Consider the following 18,033-nt stretch of genomic DNA (forward strand, 5'->3'; position numbering starts at 1 on the left):
CCGAGTCATCAGTTGACTCGGATCCACCGCACTGGGTCATTTCAGGGACCAACCCGGCGGCCTGGCTCTACACCGGGCCCGGGGCCTGGCGACCAACCCCGCCGAGCAGCGTCACCTGGAGCGCCGGATCGCCCGGCTCGGGGCGGACTGAGAGCGCGGTGTCGTCGCCCCGTCTCAGGCGAGCAGGCCGACGAACCTCCAGTCGAGCACGTCTCGACCGGCGTTGTCGTCATCGGCGGTGACCCGAGACCGCAGATGGGCCAGGATCGTCCCGGCCGGGCCGGGCTCGCGGGGGACCGAGAAGAACGGCCGGCCGGCGAGCACCGCGCCGATCCGCTGGACGACGGCCTGGAGGTGGGCGACGAGCATCGCCACGCCGTACTCCTGGCACGGGGTGGGCAGCCCGCGCTGGTCGGGCAAGATGCCGGTGACGAGTGCCTCGGTCTGGTCCAGCGCGTGGGCCAGCAGCGGGCGGGGATCGACGGTTGTCGTGGAGCACCAGTCCATCGCCTGAACCTGACATCTCTTGTCAGGTTTCCTTGAGATGCTGGTGTCATGCGCGCTGACCGTCTGCTCCGCCTGCTCGCGCTGCTGCAGCGGCACCGGCGGATCACCGCGGCCAGGCTCGCCGCGGAGCTGGAGGTCAGCGAGCGCACCGTGCTGCGCGACATGGAGGCGCTCTCGGCGGCGGGGGTGCCGGTCTACACCGAGCAGGGCCGGGGCGGCGGCTGCGTGCTGTTGGAGGACTTCACCACCCGCGCCGCCGCTCGCGGTGGCCGATGCCGGGGCGCTGGGCGCGGTGGTCCACTCCGACCGGCGTCGCTGGCTCTCGCCCGCCGAGGACGTGCCGTTGCTGCCGGTGCTGCGCGAGGCGACCACCCGGCGCCGGCGGGTGCGGGCGACGTACACCTCTGCTGGCTCGGCCGGCCCGACCAGCCGGACGCTGCACCCGATCGGGTTGGCCGACCACTCCGGCCGGACCGTCCGCGACGTGAGACAACTCTCGCCGGCGTCACTCCGGGGACTCATTACGCTTGTCTATTGATTCCCATGGAGGTTCTGTCTTGCGTCCCATTCGTGTGGCCGTCGTCGGCGGAGGTCCCGCCGGCATCTACGCCGCTGACATCCTGACCCGCGAGCACGAGGGTGCTCTTGTCGACGTCATCGAGCGTCTTCCCGCGCCCTACGGGCTGGTGCGCTATGGGGTCGCGCCCGACCACCCGCGGATCAAGGAGATCATCAAGGCGCTGCGCCGGGTGCTCGACAACGACCGGATCCGGTTCTTCGGCAATGTCGACTACGGCACCGACCTCAAGCTCGACGACCTCAAGAGGTTCTACGACGCGGTCATCTTCTCCACCGGCGCAATGGCCGACCGGGCGCTGAACATCCCCGGCATCGACCTCGACGGCTCCTACGGCGCCGCCGACTTCGTCTCCTGGTACGCCGGCCACCCCGACGTACCGCGGGACTGGCCGCTAGAGGCCACCGAGGTGGCGGTGCTCGGCGCCGGCAATGTCGCCCTCGACGTGGCCCGGATGCTGGCCAAGCCGGCCGAGGAGCAGCTGGTCACCGAGATCGCCGACAACGTCTACCAGGGCCTCGCGAAGAACCAGGCCACGACGATCCACGTCTTCGCCCGGCGCGGCCCGGCGCACATCAAGTTCTCCCCGATGGAGTTGCGCGAGCTGTCGCACTCACCCAGCGTCGACGTGGTCGTGGAGGCCGAGGGCTTCGAGATCGACGACGCCGGCCAGTCGGCTATCTCGGCGCACAAGGCGACCAAGCTGGTCGTCGACACCCTGCTGAAGTACCTCGAGGCCGAGCCCACCGGCGCGCCCCACCAGATCGTCATCCACATGATGCACAACCCCGTCGAGATCCTCGGCGAGGACGGCAAGGTCGTCGCCATCCGCACCGAGCGGACGGCGTACGACGGGACGGGCAAGGTCACCGGCACCGGCGAGTTCGTCGACACCCCGGTGCAGTCGGTCTACCGCGCCATCGGCTACCTCTCCGAGGCGCTGCCCGACGTGCCCTTCGACGACGACCGCGGCGTCATCCCCAACGACGGCGGCCGTGTCCTCGACGACGGCGAGCAGATCCCCGGCCTCTACGTCACCGGCTGGATCAAGCGCGGCCCGGTCGGCCTCATCGGACACACCAAGTCCGACGCCAAGGAGACCATCGACCGGCTGCTCACCGACATCGACTCCCTGCCCGAGCCGGAGGCGCCCGGCGCGCTCGCCGAGCACCTCGCCGCCCGGGGCGTGGAGTTCACCACCGAGGAGGGCTGGGGCAAGCTGGAGGCCCACGAGATCGCGCTGGGCGAGCCGCACGGCCGCGAGCGGATCAAGGTCGTCCCCCGCGACGAGATGATCCGCATTTCCCGCTCCTGAGAGCGTGCAGATTTAACGCCTGCTGTTAAATCTGCACGCATGGACGTGCCACGGCGACTGGGAGCGACTCTCCGCGAGCGACTGCTGACCAACGCCGCCGTGACGCTTCTCGGGCCACGTCAGGTCGGGAAGACGACGCTGGCTCGAGAGTTGGCCGACGAGTGGCCGGCCGGGGCGACCTACCTCGATCTGGAGCGGCCCGCGGATCGGCGTCGCCTCAATGACGCCGACGCCTACTTGCGCGGGCTATCCGGAGAGTCTCCTCGCCTCGACCGATGCCGTCTCCTCACAATGGCGGGCTGACCTCATCCGCAGCTACCTGGAGCGGGACGTGCCGATGTTCGCGCCCCGCATTCCGGCCGAGACGCTGCACCGACTGTGGACCATGCTGGCTCACACCAGCGGCGGCCTGATCCACACCCTGCTCGACCTCACCACGCTGGACGACGTGCTCGGACATCCTGTGGCCGGGCCCAGCTACGAATCCTTCGCCGTCGAGAGCCTCATCGCCGCGCTTCCCCGTGCTCGGCCTCACCGAGTTGCTACGCCGGCTTCGGCCCATGGATTGACGACGTCGACGCCGGTCGGTACGTCGCCCATCGCCGAGTCGGCAGAAGTGCTGGTGTGAGAAGTGCCGAGTCGGCAGAAGTGTGAGTGGCGGGCCTGCACTTCTGCCGACTCGGCGTGTTCTCGCCCTGCACTTCTGCCGACTCGGCGCGATTTTGACCAGCACTTCTGCCGACTCGGCTCATCGGCTCGACCACCCGTCCGCCCAGGCGAGGACCGCGCGGACGGTCGGGTCGGCGTCGCCGGCGAGCCGTTCGTGGACATCAGCTGGCACGGCCGGGTTGGCCGCCACCCAGCCGCGCACCTGCGGATCGGGGTCGGCGGCCAGTCGGCGCAGCAGCGAGGGCGTGGCGTGGTCGTTGCGGGCGACGCAGCAACGGACCGAAGCGACCGGGTCGCTGGCCAGCCGGTGCAGCACGTCCGGCGGGGCGAGATAGGCGAGCGCGGCGCTCTCCCGGATGGTCGGGTCCGACGAGGTCGCCAGCGCCCGCAGCCGGCGCAGCTTGCCCACCGTCGCCGGCGGCGAGGCAAACGACGACAGCGGCGCCCCGGCGGCGTCGTCACGGGACGACGCCGCCAGCGCGGCCCGCTGCTGTGGGCTCAGGAAGCCGAGGCAGGACATCAGGCCTGCTTGGCGTTGACCTCGTAGGAGGTGTTGATCGACTCGAAGAAGTTGACCAGCTCCAGGGTGTCGTTGGCCGCCGCCATCCACTTCGCCGGGTTGGCGACGCCGTAGTGGACCCCGAAGCCGAGCTCGTCGAGCCGACGGTCGGCGAGGTACTTGACGTAGGTGTTGATGTAGTCGGCGTTGAGCCCGAGGATGCCCTTGGGGAGCAGGTCCCGGTTGTAGGCCTCCTCCATCTCCACCGCGTCGAGGATCATCTGCTTGATCTCGCCGGCGAACTCCGGCGTAGCGATCTCGGGGTTCTCCTCCAGCACGGTGAGCACCAGGTTGATGCCGAACTTCAGGTGCAGCGACTCGTCGCGGACGATCCAGTCGATCAGCGAGCCGAAGTTGCGCAGCAGGTTCCGCTGCCGGAAGCTCAGCGCCACCATGAAACCGGAGTAGAACCAGATGCCCTCCAGGATCACGTTGTAGGCGATCAGGTTGCGGACGAAGTCCTGCTTGCCCGCCACCGTGGTGATGTCGAGGGTCTGCTCGGTCATCCGCTTGATGAAGCGGACCTCGAACTCCTCCTTGGCGGCCATCGACGGCACCGTGACGTGGGAGGCGTAGGCCGCCTCGCGGTCGATCGGGAAGGTCTCCAGCACGTATTCGAAGCTCATGCAGTGGTTGGCCTCCTCCCACATCTGCTTGGCGAGGTAGAGGTGGCACTCCGCCGCGTTGACGTAGGGGTAGACGCCGAAGGCCAGCGCCTTGTTGACGAGCAGCTCGTTGGGGTTGAAGTAGCTCATCAGGAACGTCAGCGCCGCCCGCTCGTCGGGGCTCATCCGCTCGAAGTCGGCCAGGTCCTCGCCGAGCTGCACCTCGTTGGGAAACCAGGTGTTGGCGACCGCCTGGTCGTAGAGGTCCATCGCCCACTGGTAGGTGACCGGCTTGAGCAGCAGGCCCTCCTCGATGCCCGTGCCGAGAATGCCGCCCATCACTGGCACGACTCGCACTGCAGCCGCTCCTGCGGGTCGATCGGGCACTCGGCTCCTGACACGACCTCCAGCTCCTGCACCTCGTCCGGAACCACCGGAGGGGGTACGGCGGCCACCACGCCGAACCCACGACCGGCCGGTGCGGCGGCGACCGCGGGGGTCGCCGCGGCACCGAAACCGCGCCGCTCGGAGCCGGAGGCGATCGCCTCGGCCTTGTTGACCTTGACCGTGCTCTGCTCGGCGGTATGCCTGGGCATCATGTGGAGGTAGTAGGTCGTCTTGACGCCCATCCGCCAGGCGTCGGTGTAGAGGTCGAGCATGTTCGACACGCTGCGGTCGGCGAGGTAGATATTGCGGCTGATCGCCTGGTCGATCCACTTCTGTGCCCGGGCGGCGACTTCGAGGTAGGCACGGCCGGAGAGCTGGAAGGAGGTCTGGTAGATCGCAACCAGATCCTCGGGGACACCGGAGACCTTGGACAGGTCGCCCTGGTGGCGCAGCAGCTCCTCGCGGATCTCCTCCCAGAGCCCGGCGGCGCGCAGGTCCTCGACCAGGTTGCGGTTGACCTCGAGGAACTTCCCCGAGCTCGTCGTACGGCTGAAGATCTGGCTGAACTGCGGGTCCAGGCCCGGGGTGGTGCCGGCGACCAGGCCGATGGAGGCGGTCGGCGCGATCGCCATCAGCGTGGAGTTGCGCATCCCGCCGGCGACCTTGGCGCGCAGCGTGTCCCAGTCGAGCCGCTCGGTGCGGTCGACGGCGACCGGCACGCCGCGGTCCTTCTCCAGCAGGTTGAGGGTGTCGACCGGCACCAGGCCCCTGCTCCACTTGGAGCCCTCGAAGTTGGGGTAGGCGCCGCGCTCGCGGGCCAGGTCGGCGGAGGCGTCGATGGCGTGCCAGGAGACGAACTCCATGATCTGGTCGATCAGCTCGTAGGCCTCGCCGGACTCATAGGAGTAGCCGAACCGCTCCACGATGTCGGTGAAGCCCATCACGCCCAGGCCGAGCGCGCGGTTGAGCTCGTTGGAGTGCTCCGACTCGGGCACCGAGGAGATGGTGATGTCGATGAGGTTGTCGAGCTGGCGCACCGCGAGCCGGGTCGACTCGGCGAGCAGGTCCCAGTCGACCTTCGCCCCGCTTCCACCAGCACCGCGACGGCGGCCGGTGACATGCCGGGAGAGGTTGATCGAGGCCAGGTTGCAGACCGAGACGTTGTCGCGGTCTTGCGGCAGGGTGATCTCGGTGCAGAGGTTGGAGAGGTGGATGGTGCCGGTGTTGTCGTTGAGCGCCCGGGTGTTGATGGTGTCCTTCCACGTCAGCCACGGGTGCGAGGTCGACTGCAGCGAGGTGAGGATCGCCTTGAACTGCTCGCGGGCGCCGAGCTTCTTGTGGCGCAGCTGGCCGGCCTCGGCCATGGCGACGTACTCCCGGTAGCGCTGGGAGAAGGCGCGCCCGGTGAGCTCGACGAGGTCGGGCACCTCGGCCGGGTCGAAGAGGTACCACGGCTGGTCGGCCTCGACCCGCTTCATGAACTCATCCGAGATCCAGACCGCGGTGTTGGCGGTGCGGGTACGACGGTAGGGGTCGCCGGAGTTCTGCCGCAGGTCGAGGAACTGCGGGAAGTCCAGGTGCCAGTTCTCCATGTAGAAGCAGAGCGCGCCGAACTTCTTGCCGCCCCGGCTGACCGCGCGCAGCGTGGAGTCGATGGTGTGCATGAACGGGATCGGGCCCGTCGAGACGGTGTTGTTGGAGTGGATCGGCGAGCCCTCGGAGCGCAGCTTGGTGACCGAGAGGCCGATGCCGCCGGTGCCCTTGGTCAGCCACATCACGTCGCGGACAGACTTGGCGATGTGCTCGATCTCGTCCTCCATCTGCATCACGAAGCAGTTGGAGAGCTGGGCGTACGACGTGCCGGCGTTGACCAGCGTGGAGCCGGCGGCGAGGTATTCCAGCTTCGACATCTTGTCGTAGAAGGAGATCGCCGCCGCGTCCTTGTCCTCCTCGTTGAGCGCCAGCCCCATCGCGACCCGCATCCAGAAGAACTGCGGCATCTCCATCGGCCGCCGGTCGGGGGCGGAGATCATGTAGCGGGTGCGCATCGTCTGCACGCCGATATAGCGGAGCAGGTCGTCGCGGTCGGGGTCGAGGGCGGCGCCGAGCCGCTGCAGGTCGAAGTCGGCCAGCCGGGTGTCGAGCAGGCCGAGCTCGATGCCGCGCTGGATGAAGGCGACGAACGCCTCGCCGTGGAAGGCATAGACCTCGTCGCGGGTGACGCCCTCGCCGAAGATGGCCTTGTAGAAGCTCTTGACCAGCAGCCGGGAGGCGATGGTGTCGTAGGCCGGGTCGTCCTTGACGTTCTGCAGCGCGACCTGGACGACCGCCTCGTCGAGCTGCTCGCTGGTGATGCCGTCGAAGAGGGTGATCTCCAGCTCGGAGCGGAGCTGGGTCGCACGAGCGACCTCGTCGTCGAGACCCGCAGCCGCCTCCTCGATGGAGCGGGCGATCTCGTAGCCGTCGTACGGGACCCGGGTGCCGTCGCGCTTGACGACCGTGATCCCCGTGTCCTCGGTCCCTGCCTGGTCCTGCCCTGTCAGATCCTGCGTGCTCATCAGCGCGTCCACCCCTCGTGAAGCCATACCTGTGAAGTGCTTCCGCGGTGACCAGAGAGGCGGGAGGAGAGCGAGCGGGACTGTCGCTCACGATCCCCTGACCGTCCCTCGAGGTCGCGGACCCTCGCCGATGGCGGCGAGGCGCTGGCAGGTGTCGGACTTCGTGCTCTGCTCGTGGAGACGAGCACTCACCGTTGCGGGGCAGTCCCGGAGTCTCACCGGCTTCCCTGTTGCCTCCCCACGCCTGGATGACGCGGTGGAACCAGCTGCGCGGACCACTATATACGGGGAATGACAGGGATGTAACTACCTAGATGTTGTGTTTCTCGCGAGGTGGGAGACTGGATGGGTGCGGATCGTGTCGCTGCTGCCCTCGACCACCGAGATCCTGTTCGCCATCGGCGCGGGCGAGGACGTGGTGGGGGTGACCTTCGAGTGCGACACCCCGGCCGAGGCGCGGGAGCGCCGGGTGGTGTCGACCTCGACCATGCCCGAGGGCCTCTCGCCGGCCGACATCGATGCGTACGTCGCCAAGGCGATCGCCGCCGGCGAGGACCTCTATCACCTCGACGCCGGGGCGCTGGGCGAGCTGGACGCGGACCTGGTGGTGACCCAGGACCTGTGCGCGGCGTGCGCGATCGACGTCGAGGCCGTCGACGATGCGCTGGCGTTCCTGGGCTGCCGGGCCGAGGTCGCCACGGTCGACCCGCACACCGTCGGGGAGGTGCTCGACGCGGTCCTCGACCTGGGCCGCCGTACCGGCCGCCCGGAGAGCGCTCGGCGACTGGTCGCGGGGCTGCAGGCCCGGCTGCGGGCCGTCACCGAGCGGGTCGCCGCGCTGCCCCGGCCGCGGGTGGCGCTGCTGGAGTGGACCGATCCGCCGTACTCCCCGGGCCACTGGCTCCCGGAGATGGTCACCCTTGCCGGCGGCGAGCCGGTGCTCGGCGTCGCCGGCGGCAGGTCGGGCCGGGTCACCTGGGACCTGGTTCGGGCGACCCGGCCCGACGTCGTGGTGTGCGCCCCGTGCGGCTACGGGCTCGACGACTCCGCCGAGCTGGCCCGGGCCGCGCTCCCCCACCTGCCCGACGTGCCCGTCTGGGCGGTGGACGCCAACGCGGCGTTCACCCGGCCAGGGCCTCGACTGGTGGACGGCATCGAGGCCCTGGCCGCCATCCTTCACCCGGAGGCGGTCGGCCCGCCACCGGCCGCCTCCGCGAGGTCGCTACGGGAGGCGTCATAGCGAGGAGCCGGCCTGATGAGCCGCGCTAGCCGCGGCGGGCCAGGTGCTGTCGACGATCGCCCCGATCAGCCCCAGCGCCGAGACCTGGCCGAGTTCGAGCGGTTCGCCCGGGCCGTCGACGTACCGATCCTCGCCAACATGACGGAGTTCGGGCGCTCGGAGCTGTTCACCACCCGGCAGCTCGCCGACGCCGGCGTCCCACCGCGGCCCACCGTCATCAGCTGGAGCCCTCGTCGAGGGTGGTGAGTATCCATGCGCCCATGCCCGGGGTGATGAAGTGCAGCCGGCCGGCGGCATCGCGGTAGATGGTGCCCTTCTTCAACAGCCGGTCACGCAGGTAGGAGACCGCCGTGACGATCTCGCCGAGCTCGGCCGCGACCTCACCGCCGGTGGGTCCCTGAGCCCGCTCCCGGGCGACGACGGCCAGCGCCCGCAGGTACTCCCGCTCGCGAGGGCTGGCATCGTCCCAGCGACCCTTGAACAGCTGGGTCAGGTCCTTCTCGATCCGTGGCACCGCGGCCCGGGCGTGAGCCACGCTGATCTGGTCGGCGCCGTGGGAGGCCCGCCAGGCGAAGTGTCCGGCCACCTGGATCGCGTAGGGGTAGCCGCCGGCCACGTCGAGCAGCCGCTCGGCCGCCTTTGCGGTCATCGGCCGCCCGGCCTGTCGGGCGGGTTCGACCAGTGCCTGCCGGGCCTCCTCGTCGGCCAGCGCCTCCAGCTCGTGCCACTCGGCGCGCTCGAGGTAGGTCGGTAGCCGTCTCGGTCCACGGTTGTTGCGCAGCGCCGGCAGCGCGGCGATCGCCACGACCAGCGGCCAGCCCTCAGGGACGCACTCCTGCAGGACCGCGCCCAGGACGTTGAGGTCCCCCGGCGTGGCGCTCTGGAGCTCGTCGAGGGTGATCACCAGGCCCGCCTGTCGGGCCAGGGCAGCCTCGACCGCCTGTCGCAGGGCCTGAGCCAGGTCGACGTCGCCGGCCGTGACCGCCTCGAGCTCCACGGACCCGCCGACGCCGAATGCCTTGGCCTCCAGCTTCCCGCCAGAGACACGTGCTCGGCGCCGCTGCATTGTCCTCGGGGTCTGTCCGGTCAGCAGCCGCTCGGCCTGGAGCAGGCGCGCGGTGAGCTCATCGAGCAGGCTGGCACCGGTCGTAGCCTCGACGTGCACCGTCGGCCACGAGAGCCGCGCTGCGGCGTGACTGGCGATCTCCTGAAGGGTGACGGTCTTGCCCAGGCCACGAGGGCCGACCAAGACCAACGGCCGAGGGGTGCGGCCGTCGAAGGCGGCGATCTCCAGCGCTTCGTTGGCGCCGTCGAGGACGTCGACGCGTCCGGCCAGGACGGCGGGGGCCTGGTTGAAGCCAGGCCGGTAGGGGTTGACCTCACGATCCGCCATGGACCAGACCTCCTGTGCCATCACCGTATAGCAGTTATAGCACGCTAAGCACTGTTATAGCGTCTTATAGACGTGGCCATTCCCGCTGCAGGCCCCGGCGGCGCGCTCGCAGTAGGGGAAGGCGCATCTTCGGGCGGTCTCGATGACCTGCTCGCGGAGGGTGTCGGTGGCGAACCGGCAGCATCCCCAACGCCCTCGCCCGGCACTGTCCTACTGGCCGGCGCTTCCCAGGATCGCCCGCCGCCCACCAGCGACAGGCTCCGGGCCGGACTCGTGACACTGGCCGGGCACCACTGCTAGCGTCCCGGACGTCAACTCGGCTGACTCGACGGCCGAACCAGCATTGGCAGGAGAATCATGGAGATGAAGCGTCGCCTCGCCGTCGCCGCTGTGCTCAGCGGCGCGACCGTACTGACCACGCTGATCGCGGCAACGCCGGCGCAAGCGCGGACCTATCTGCCCGTCTATCGCTACGGGCACTGCTGGGTCCAGGAACAGGGCCAGGGCGGCCGCTTGATCGACTTCGGCGAGACCTCGGCGCAGGAGTGCTACCTGCTGGCCAAGGAGGGCACGCTCGAGACGATCGACCAGCCCACCCCCTGGTGAGCGACTCCCGCTGAGAAAGGGCGGGAGAATCCCGCCTCAGCGGACCTGCTGGGGCGCGATTCTCCCGCCCTTTTCGCACCTCGGCGGCCCAGACCCCGATTCGGGAGATGTCTGGGCACCCGCCGAGTGGACACTCGATCCGGGCGCCGACTAGGCTGCCGAGGCGGCCGGAAGGTTCGGCTCGCATGGTCTCAGATCCCTTGTGGCGGGGAAGCCGGTGAGATTCCGGCGCTGACCCGCAACCGTGAGTCCGTCGCAAGACGTCGACAAGTCGGAGAACCGGCCACGGGGGCAACTGGCACCAGTCTCGTCGTGGACTGCGAGACGGAGCCCGGTCGTCGTCTCGGCGCCTGTCGTTCCTGCTCGATGTTCGCGAACAACGCAGAGAGCAGGATCGGAGCGGCCTCGTGAAGCAGCAGGAGTCAGGCGCGGTACGGCGGTTGGCCGGCCTCGTCGCCGGGGCCTTGCTGACGGCGAACGGGCTGCTCGCTGCGATGCCCGCGCCGCGCGCCGCAGCCGATCCGGTCAGCTCCTGCACCTCGACCTCCGGCGTCGTCGTGGTCGTGGACTTCTCCCAGTGGGGCGAGGGCATCAAGCGCGGCTGCGACACGACCCCGACCACCGGCTACGAAGCGCTGCACGAGGCCGGCTTCACGACCGAGGGCACCCAACACGACGGCCCGGCCTTCATCTGCCGGATCTCCGGCTACCCCACCTCGGACGAAGAGGCCTGCGTCCTCACTCCACCCGCCACGGCGTACTGGTCCTACTGGCACGCCAACGCGGGCCAGAGCACGTGGAGCTATAGCCAACTCGGCGCGATGTCCTACAAGCCCGCGGCCGGCAGCGTCGACGCCTGGGTGTTCGGGGCCACCAACACCACCGGCAGCAGCGGCGGACCCTCCTTCACCCCCGACCAGGCGCGCGCGGGCATCGGCACCGCGCAGAGCTCGTCCGCTACGAGCCAGTCCGCGGCCTCGACCGCCTCCGCGACCTCCGGGTCGTCGGGCTCGGGGACCACGAGCCCGACGACCAAGTCGGCCAAGAAGAGCAAGCGAACCAAGACAGCCACCGCGAGTCCGACGAGCGAGTCGACCGCAGCCTCGACCAGCGCCACGGCGACGACGTCAGCGACACCGAGCGAGTCGCCCACCGAGTCGCCCGCCGCCTCTGACTCGCCGACGCCGTCAGCGTCGACGCCGACCGAGAGCACCACGCCCTCGGCCGGCTCCAGCGCGCCGGTCATCACCGACGTCGAGGACGACCCGACGGAGCCCACCGCCGCCTCCTCCTCAACCGGCTCTCCGCTGCCGCTGATCCTCGTCGGCGTGGTCGTAGTGGCCGTGGCCGGCGGCACCAGCTGGACCCGGTGGCGACACCGCGCTCGGTGAGCACGGCCAGGCTCGGCGACGCCCGTCGGGTGCCGCGCACGCTCCACCCGATCGCCTGGTGGCTGTGGGCGCTCGCCCTGGCCACCGCGGCGAGCCGCACCACCAACCCGCTGCTGCTGGTGCTCACCCTGACCGTGCTCGGCTTCGTGATCAGCCGGCGTCGTACCGAGGCGCCCTGGGCGCGTGGCTTCAAGTACTTCCTGATGCTGGCCCTGATCGTGATCGCGATCCGGGTGATCTTTCGGACCGTCTTCGCCTCCGGCATCACCCCGACCGACCACATCCTCTTCCACCTGCCCCGGATCCCGACGCCGGACTGGTACGCCGGCATCCAGATCGGCGGACCGGTCTCGCTGGAGGCGACGCTGTCCGCCGCCGCCGACGGGCTGCGGCTCGGGACGCTGCTGTGCTGCATCGGCGCCGCCAACGCGCTGGCCAACCCGAAGCGGGCGCTGCGGGTGCTCCCCGGGGCGCTCTACGAGCTCGGCGTCGCCGTCGTAGTGTCCATCTCGGTGGCGCCGCAGCTGATCGAGTCGGTGCAGCGGGTACGCCGCGCCCGCCGGCTGCGGGCCGGCCGGACCAAGGGGTTCCGGGCCCTGCGTGCCATCGCGATCCCGGTCCTCGAGGACGCCTTCGAGCGGTCGCTGCGGCTCGCGGCGGCGATGGACTCCCGCGGCTACGGCCGGGTGGGCCGGGCCACCACCGCCAGCCGGCGGATCACCGCGGTGCTGATGCTGGCCGGCATGGTCGGCCTGTGCGCCGGCGCCTACGGCCTGCTCGACGGCACCGCTCCGAAACTGCTGGGACTGCCGGCGTTCGTGGCCGGGGCCGCGCTGTGCTGTGGCGGGATGGCGCTGGGCGGCCGGCGGGTGAGCCGGACCAGCTACCGACCCGACCCCTGGCGCGCCCCGGAGTGGATCGTGGCCGGCGCGGGCGTGCTGAGCGCGGTGCTGATGTTCCTCTCCTCGCAATACTCCGCCGCCGACCTCAACCCCTCCTTCTACCCGCTGCGCTGGCCGACGCTGCCGCTGCTGCCGACCCTGGCGGTGCTCATCGCCGCCCTGCCCGGCGTGGCGGCACCGCCACCGGTGCGGCCGCTGCACCAGCGCGACCAGCGTGCCGGAGCCCCGGCGAAGCCTGATACGAAGGTGCCCGCATGATCGACTTCGAGCACGTCTCCATCACCTACTCCGACGCGACCCGGCCGGTCCTCCTCGACGTCGACCTCACCCTGGCCGAGGGCGAGCTGTGTCTGGTGGTCGGCCGCACCGGCGCCGGCAAGTCGACCCTGCTGGGCGCGATCAACGGCCTGGTCCCGCACTTCTCCGGCGGCACCCTGGCCGGGCGGATCACCGTCGCCGGCCGCGACACCGCCCACCATCCGCCGCGCGAGCTTGCCGACCTGGTCGGCGTGGTCAGCCAGGACCCGCTAGCGGGCTTCGTCACCGACACGGTGGAGGAGGAGCTGGCCTACGGCATGGAGCAGCTCGCCGTACCCCCTGCGGTGATGCGCAAGCGGGTCGAGGAGACCCTGGACCTGCTCGGCCTGGCCGACCTGCGGGACCGGCCGCTGTACGAGCTCTCCGGTGGCCAGCAGCAGCGCGTCGCCATCGGCGCGGTGCTCACCGCGCATCCCCGGGTGCTGGTGCTCGACGAGCCGACCTCCGCACTCGACCCCACCGCCGCAGAGGAGGTGCTCGCCGCGATCACCCGGCTGGTCCACGACCTCGGCCTGACCGTGGTGCTGGCCGAGCACCGGCTGGAGCGGGTGGTGCAGTACGCCGATCGGGTGCTCTACCTCGCCGGCGACGGCCGCGTCGTCGACGGTGACCCGGCCACGGTGCTGGCCGAGACCGCTGTCGCGCCACCAGTGGTCGAGCTCGGCCGGCTGGCCGGCTGGTCGCCGCTGCCGCTGTCGGTGCGCGACGCCCGGCGGCAGGTCGGGCCGCTGCGGGAGCGGCTGACCCCGCTGCCGGTGCCACCCGCCCGGCCGGCGTACGGCGACTCCTCGACGGCCCTGCGCGCCCGCGGCATCGTCGTGAGGTACGGCGACACGGTGGCGGTGCGGGAGGTGGACCTGTCGCTGGCGGCCGGCCGGGTCACCGCGCTGATGGGCCGCAACGGCTCGGGCAAGTCCTCGCTGCTGTGGGCGCTGCAGGGCTCGGGCACCCGGCAGGCCGGCACGGTGGAGGTGACCGGCACCGACCCGGCCAAGGTCTCGCCGCAGGTCGCCCGGACGCTGGTCGGGCTGGTGCCGCAGTCCTCCGCCGACCTGCTCTACCTGGACAGCGTGGCCGCCGAGCTCGCCCAGGCCGACGCGGAAGTAGCGGACGACCCGGGCTCGCCGTCGGCGCGAGACCTGCTCGACGACCTGGCCCCCGGCATCGACCTCGGCCTGCATCCGCGCGACCTGTCCGAGGGGCAGCGGCTGGCGCTGGTGCTCGCCATCCAGCTGCGCGCCGCGCCACCGGTGCTGCTGCTCGACGAGCCCACCCGCGGCCTGGACTACCCCGCGAAGCGGGCGCTGACGGCGATCCTGGACAAGCTCGCGGCGGCCGGACATGCGGTGGTGGTGTGCAGCCACGACGTGGAGTTCGTGGCCGCCTCCGCCGACCGGGTCGTGGTGATGGCCCAGGGCGAGATCGTCGCCGACGGGCCGACCGCCGAGGTCATCGTCGCCTCGCCGGCGTTCGCCCCGCAGCCGGCCAAGATCCTGGCCCCGCTGCCCTATCTCACCGTCGCCCAGGTGGCACGGGCGCTGGCGGGTGCGCCGTGAGCGAGCTTGCGAGCGAACCGCCAGCACCACGGCGACCACGAGCGAAGCGAGGGGCAGCGCCGTGACCCGGCACGACCGTCGTACCGTCGCGATCCGGCTGCGCGCCCGCACGACCATCACCGTAGCGATGGCGTCCTTCCTCGGCTTCGTCGCCTTCCTGTGGCCGTTCGTGGTCGCGCCCGGCAAGTTCGGCTCCAGCTACACGCCGCCGCTGATGTTCGGGCTGCTGCTGGTGCTGGTGCTGGCCGTGGTCTTCGCCGAGATCGCCGACGGCGGCATCGACGCCAAGGCGCTCGCCATGCTGGGCGTGCTCTCGGCGGTCAACGCCGCGCTGCGCCCGCTCGGGGCGGGCACCGCCGGCATCGAGACGGTCTTCTTCGTGCTGGTGCTCGCCGGCCGGGTCTTCGGCGCCGGCTTCGGCTTCGCGCTGGGCTGCACCTCGCTGTTCGCCTCCGCGCTCATCACCGGCGGTGTCGGGCCGTGGATGCCCTACCAGATGTTCGGCTGCGCCTGGGTGGGCCTGTTCGCCGGCCTGCTGCCTCGCTGCCGGGGCGCGGTCGAGGTCGCCATGCTCGCGACGTACGGCGCGGTGGCCGGCTACTTCTTCGGCCTCATGCTCAACCTGTCGTTCTGGCCGTTCAGCCTCGACCCGACCAGCAGCATCGCCTACCAGCCGGGAGCGGGCTTCACCGAGCAGCTGCACCGCTACCTGGTCTTCTACGTCACCACCAGCCTCGGCTGGGACACCGGCCGCGCGGTCACCAACTTCATCTGCCTGCTGCTGGTGGCGCCGGCGGTGCTGGTCACCTTCCGCCGCGCCGCCCGCAAGGCGAACTTCCAGCCCGACGTCCGCTTCGACCAGGGCGGACTGGACCGCCCCACACCCTAAGGAGAAACCATGGTCTCGACCTCTCGCCGCGCGACGGCGATCTGTGCCGGCCTCGCCACCGCTGTCCTCGGTCTCGTCTCGACGGTCGGCATCGACCGGGCGGCGGCCGACGCCACGTCGTTCGTCACCGACGCGGCGACGTACCTCGTCTCCCCGGCGAACCTCGTCGACGGGACCCACTACGAGCCGTTCGTGCCCGGCTCGGCCGACTACGGGCTGACCATCGACGGCGCCTTGGCGCTCGCGGCGGTCGGTGGGCGTGACGAGACCCTGGCCGCGATCACCGACTACGTCGCCGCCAACAGCAGCGACTACACCTACCTCGGCACCGAGTACGCCGAGTACACCTCCGGCGGCGCGGTGGCGAAGGTGGCGCTGCTGGCCGAGGCCACCGGACACGACCCGCGCAGCTTCGGCGACCAGGACCTCATCGCCGCGCTCGACGCACTGGTCTGCACCGCGGCGGGCGACTCGTGTGCGGCCGCCGGCGCCTACTCCTACGGCAGCTCGACGTTCAGCCAGGCGCTCGGGGTGATCGCCCAGCTCCGGGCCGGCGAGACCGAGGCCGCGGCCGCCCCGGTCGACTACCTGTCGTCGCTGCAGCAGGCCTCGGGGGCGTGGCCGAGCCTGCTCCCCTCCAGCGGCGACGCGGACGTGGACTCCACCGCGATGGCGGTGATGGCGCTCGATCTGGTCGACAGCGACGCCGCCCGGCAGGCGGTCGCCCAGGGCCTCGCCTGGATCGCCGGCCAGCAGAACGCCGACGGCAGCTTCGACACCACCTATGTGCCGGGCTCGACGAACTCCACCGGCCTGGCGATCCAGGCGATGAGCCTGGAGGAGGCGACGTACGCCGACCAGGTCAGCGCCGGCCGCGACTACCTGGTCTCCCTGCAGGATGCCGACGGCGGCGTCCCGGTCTCGCCGAGCCAGTCGGGCTCCGACGTACGCGCGACGACCCAGGCGCTCGGCGGATATGTCGGCACCTCGTTCGGCACGCTGCTCGATGACGTCACCGGCACGGACACCAGCACCGACACCGCTCCGACGACCGGTGCTGCCGACACCGCGTCCTCCGCACTCCCCGTCCTGACCCTGGCCAAGGCGCCCGTCGTCAAGGGCAAGGCGAAGGTCGGCAAGGTGCTCAAGGTGATGGTCAGCATCCCGCAGGGCGCGACGGTGACCTACCAGTGGCTGGCCGGCGGCAAGCCGATCAAGCCGGCCAAGAAGTCCGCCAAGCGCACCTTGAAGCTGACCGAGAAGCTGCGCGGCAAGCGGATCGCGGTGAGAGTGACGGTCGCGCTGACCGGCTACAGCCCCTATGTCACGGTCGTGAAGGCCAAGGGCGGCAAGGTCAAGCGATAGCCCGCATGGGAGAGACTGGCGGGGTGGGAGTCATGGCGCGACGGAACCGGATGCTGGCCGCGGTGAACAGCGCCGGCACCGGCGACTACACCTCGGCCAAGGCGGTCAAGACCAGGCGCAACTCGGGCTGACGAAACCGGGAAAAATATCCCTGACTCGTGTCGGAATTCGTCTCGCGGGCCGAGAAGTGTCGGTGGTGGTCGATATCTTGGTTGTTATGACTTCGACCTTTCCAGACGCTGCCGCTTTCGACGCGGCCGATGATGGTCTGGCCGTGCTCGAGGTCTTTCGTTCTTCTCAATCCCGGGTGCGGGCTGAGGAGGCGTTGCAGATCGCGGCGGCCGCGAAGTATGCCTCCTTTCACGAGGTCGACGACTGGACCCGGGCCGCCTCGTTGCTTGATGGGGTGCCGGGTGGTGAGGGTGAGATGCTGCTCGGTGGTGACGGCTGCGCCTATGTGACCGAGTTCGCGGTGGTGGAGTTCGCGGCGGCGACTGGTCGGTCGACCTCGTCGGGGCGGGTGTTCCTGGCCCAGGCCGTGGAGCTGGTCCACCGCCTCCCCCGCACCTGGGCACGAGTCAAGGCCGGGCAGGTCGACGGGTGGCGGGCCCGTCGCGTCGCCGAGGCCACCATGACGCTGCCGCGTGAGGCAGCCGCCTGGGTCGACGTCCACATCGCGAGCCGGGTCGACCGAGTAGGGACTACTACCCTGGATCGGCTGATCGAGGAGGCCAAGGCCCGGTTCGACCCGGAGCAGTTGGTCGAGGACGAGGCCGGGGATCTGGCCGAGCGCCGTGTCGAACTGGTCCGCAACCCCACCGGCCGCGCCGCGACCACACGGGTCGAGGCGGTCCTGGACACCACCGACGCCCACGACTTGGACAGTGTGTTGGATGAGATCGCCGACCAGTTGGCCGCCTGCGACGGCCTGGCCGAGGCCAAGGCGGTGCGCCGGGCCCGGGCGTTGGGGATGCTCGCGCGTGGTGAGGTCGGCTTCGCCCGCACTGACAGCAGCCAGACCAGCACGGACACCGGCAGCGGGTCGACGGTGCACGTCCAGCCACGTCGCGTGGACCTCCGAGTGCGGGTGGCCGAGGGCGAGACCCACGCGATCGTGCACTCCCTGACCGGCCAGCACCTGGGCATGGTCACCATCGACCGCCTCCACACCTGGTGCACCCACAGCCAGGTCACGG

At 70.6% G+C, this 18,033-nt stretch carries 18 protein-coding genes and 2 riboswitches; of the genes, 13 read left to right on the forward strand and 5 right to left on the reverse strand.

Features of this window, described 5'->3' with window-relative positions; translation table 11 throughout:
• Positions 1-174: 174 nt before the first annotated feature.
• Positions 175-507 carry a hypothetical protein gene (locus tag QM595_RS15015; protein ID WP_415172381.1) on the reverse strand — a complete coding sequence of 111 codons (333 nt, stop codon included), beginning with the start codon at positions 505-507 and terminating at the stop codon, positions 175-177.
• Positions 508-555: 48 nt separating this feature from the next.
• Here QM595_RS15015 and QM595_RS15020 point away from each other — a divergent pair, with 48 nt between their 5' ends.
• The 4 genes from QM595_RS15020 to QM595_RS15035 are packed head-to-tail and all read left to right on the forward strand — an operon-like array spanning position 556 to position 3,027.
• Positions 556-1,131, forward strand: coding sequence for a helix-turn-helix transcriptional regulator (locus QM595_RS15020; protein ID WP_415172382.1), 576 nt, complete (start codon positions 556-558; stop codon positions 1,129-1,131).
• Positions 1,065-2,399 (forward strand): FAD-dependent oxidoreductase, encoded by a 1,335-nt coding sequence (locus QM595_RS15025; protein ID WP_415172383.1) that lies wholly within the window; start codon positions 1,065-1,067, stop codon positions 2,397-2,399. The genes QM595_RS15020 and QM595_RS15025 overlap by 67 nt, the downstream gene beginning before the upstream one ends.
• A gap of 39 nt (positions 2,400-2,438) precedes the next feature.
• Positions 2,439-2,702 (forward strand): AAA family ATPase, encoded by a 264-nt coding sequence (locus QM595_RS15030; RefSeq protein ID WP_415172384.1) that lies wholly within the window; start codon positions 2,439-2,441, stop codon positions 2,700-2,702.
• The gene (locus QM595_RS15035; RefSeq protein WP_415172398.1) at positions 2,620-3,027 is read left to right on the forward strand and encodes a hypothetical protein; all 408 of its coding nucleotides are present in this window, start codon (positions 2,620-2,622) and stop codon (positions 3,025-3,027) included. The genes QM595_RS15030 and QM595_RS15035 overlap by 83 nt, the downstream gene beginning before the upstream one ends.
• Before the next feature lie 120 nt (positions 3,028-3,147).
• Here the strand turns inward: QM595_RS15035 and QM595_RS15040 are convergent, their stop codons facing one another.
• From QM595_RS15040 to QM595_RS15050, 3 genes are read right to left on the reverse strand one after another with little or no spacing between them, the layout of a single operon-like run.
• Positions 3,148-3,588: a hypothetical protein gene (locus QM595_RS15040; RefSeq protein ID WP_415172385.1), complete on the reverse strand. Its 441-nt coding sequence runs from the start codon at positions 3,586-3,588 to the stop codon at positions 3,148-3,150.
• On the reverse strand, positions 3,588-4,571 hold the full coding sequence (locus QM595_RS15045) for a ribonucleotide-diphosphate reductase subunit beta (protein WP_415172397.1): 984 nt from the start codon (positions 4,569-4,571) through the stop codon (positions 3,588-3,590). Before QM595_RS15045 ends, QM595_RS15040 begins: the two co-directional genes overlap by 1 nt.
• Positions 4,571-7,177: a ribonucleoside-diphosphate reductase subunit alpha gene (locus QM595_RS15050; RefSeq protein ID WP_415172386.1), complete on the reverse strand. Its 2,607-nt coding sequence runs from the start codon at positions 7,175-7,177 to the stop codon at positions 4,571-4,573. The genes QM595_RS15045 and QM595_RS15050 overlap by 1 nt, the downstream gene beginning before the upstream one ends.
• Before the next feature lie 128 nt (positions 7,178-7,305).
• Positions 7,306-7,459: riboswitch (cobalamin riboswitch) on the reverse strand.
• 67 nt (positions 7,460-7,526) lie between these two features.
• Here QM595_RS15050 and QM595_RS15055 point away from each other — a divergent pair.
• Together QM595_RS15055 and QM595_RS15060 are read left to right on the forward strand one after the other, a co-directional pair.
• Positions 7,527-8,417, forward strand: a complete 891-nt coding sequence (locus QM595_RS15055) for a cobalamin-binding protein (RefSeq protein ID WP_415172387.1) — start codon at positions 7,527-7,529, stop codon at positions 8,415-8,417.
• Between the two features lie 15 nt (positions 8,418-8,432).
• Entirely contained in the window at positions 8,433-8,663 is a 231-nt protein-coding gene (locus QM595_RS15060) for a hypothetical protein (RefSeq protein WP_415172388.1), read from the forward strand.
• Here the strand turns inward: QM595_RS15060 and QM595_RS15065 are convergent.
• Complete coding sequence (locus QM595_RS15065; RefSeq protein ID WP_415172389.1) at positions 8,635-9,810, reverse strand: ATP-binding protein; 1,176 nt, start codon at positions 9,808-9,810, stop codon at positions 8,635-8,637. The genes QM595_RS15060 and QM595_RS15065 overlap by 29 nt on opposite strands.
• 357 nt (positions 9,811-10,167) lie before the next feature.
• Here QM595_RS15065 and QM595_RS15070 point away from each other — a divergent pair, with 357 nt between their 5' ends.
• The 7 genes from QM595_RS15070 to QM595_RS15100 all read left to right on the forward strand — a co-directional run.
• Positions 10,168-10,416, forward strand: coding sequence for a hypothetical protein (locus QM595_RS15070; RefSeq protein WP_415172390.1), 249 nt, complete (start codon positions 10,168-10,170; stop codon positions 10,414-10,416).
• A gap of 169 nt (positions 10,417-10,585) precedes the next feature.
• A riboswitch (cobalamin riboswitch) is annotated at positions 10,586-10,719 on the forward strand.
• 104 nt (positions 10,720-10,823) lie between these two features.
• Positions 10,824-11,807, forward strand: coding sequence for a hypothetical protein (locus QM595_RS15075; RefSeq protein ID WP_415172391.1), 984 nt, complete (start codon positions 10,824-10,826; stop codon positions 11,805-11,807).
• The gene (locus QM595_RS15080; protein ID WP_415172392.1) at positions 11,804-12,967 is read left to right on the forward strand and encodes a CbiQ family ECF transporter T component; all 1,164 of its coding nucleotides are present in this window, start codon (positions 11,804-11,806) and stop codon (positions 12,965-12,967) included. Before QM595_RS15075 ends, QM595_RS15080 begins: the two co-directional genes overlap by 4 nt.
• Positions 12,964-14,583 carry an ABC transporter ATP-binding protein gene (locus QM595_RS15085; protein WP_415172393.1) on the forward strand — a complete coding sequence of 540 codons (1,620 nt, stop codon included), beginning with the start codon at positions 12,964-12,966 and terminating at the stop codon, positions 14,581-14,583. The genes QM595_RS15080 and QM595_RS15085 overlap by 4 nt, the downstream gene beginning before the upstream one ends.
• 61 nt (positions 14,584-14,644) lie before the next feature.
• On the forward strand, positions 14,645-15,472 hold the full coding sequence (locus QM595_RS15090; protein WP_415172394.1) for an ECF transporter S component: 828 nt from the start codon (positions 14,645-14,647) through the stop codon (positions 15,470-15,472).
• Positions 15,473-15,481: 9 nt separating this feature from the next.
• Positions 15,482-16,837 (forward strand): prenyltransferase/squalene oxidase repeat-containing protein, encoded by a 1,356-nt coding sequence (locus QM595_RS15095; protein ID WP_415172395.1) that lies wholly within the window; start codon positions 15,482-15,484, stop codon positions 16,835-16,837.
• A gap of 217 nt (positions 16,838-17,054) precedes the next feature.
• A partial coding sequence (locus QM595_RS15100) for a DUF222 domain-containing protein (RefSeq protein WP_415172396.1) occupies positions 17,055-18,033 on the forward strand: 979 nt, incomplete at its 3' end.

This window comes from Nocardioides sp., from assembly GCF_047607185.1.
Classification (GTDB): domain Bacteria; phylum Actinomycetota; class Actinomycetes; order Propionibacteriales; family Nocardioidaceae; genus Nocardioides.

Excerpts from the sequence above, each read along its gene's own strand:
- QM595_RS15065 (WP_415172389.1), bottom strand. The coding sequence starts at position 9,810 with ATGGCGGATCGTGAGGTCAACCCCTACCGGCCTGGCTTCAACCAGGCC.
- QM595_RS15085 (WP_415172393.1), top strand. The coding sequence starts at position 12,964 with ATGATCGACTTCGAGCACGTCTCCATCACCTACTCCGACGCGACCCGG.
- QM595_RS15020 (WP_415172382.1), top strand. The coding sequence starts at position 556 with ATGCGCGCTGACCGTCTGCTCCGCCTGCTCGCGCTGCTGCAGCGGCAC.
- QM595_RS15095 (WP_415172395.1), top strand. The coding sequence starts at position 15,482 with ATGGTCTCGACCTCTCGCCGCGCGACGGCGATCTGTGCCGGCCTCGCC.
- QM595_RS15015 (WP_415172381.1), bottom strand. The coding sequence starts at position 507 with ATGGACTGGTGCTCCACGACAACCGTCGATCCCCGCCCGCTGCTGGCC.
- QM595_RS15040 (WP_415172385.1), bottom strand. The coding sequence starts at position 3,588 with ATGTCCTGCCTCGGCTTCCTGAGCCCACAGCAGCGGGCCGCGCTGGCG.
- QM595_RS15070 (WP_415172390.1), top strand. The coding sequence starts at position 10,168 with ATGGAGATGAAGCGTCGCCTCGCCGTCGCCGCTGTGCTCAGCGGCGCG.
- QM595_RS15045 (WP_415172397.1), bottom strand. The coding sequence starts at position 4,571 with ATGGGCGGCATTCTCGGCACGGGCATCGAGGAGGGCCTGCTGCTCAAG.
- QM595_RS15050 (WP_415172386.1), bottom strand. The coding sequence starts at position 7,177 with ATGAGCACGCAGGATCTGACAGGGCAGGACCAGGCAGGGACCGAGGAC.
- QM595_RS15060 (WP_415172388.1), top strand. The coding sequence starts at position 8,433 with ATGAGCCGCGCTAGCCGCGGCGGGCCAGGTGCTGTCGACGATCGCCCC.
- QM595_RS15035 (WP_415172398.1), top strand. The coding sequence starts at position 2,620 with ATGACGCCGACGCCTACTTGCGCGGGCTATCCGGAGAGTCTCCTCGCC.
- QM595_RS15030 (WP_415172384.1), top strand. The coding sequence starts at position 2,439 with ATGGACGTGCCACGGCGACTGGGAGCGACTCTCCGCGAGCGACTGCTG.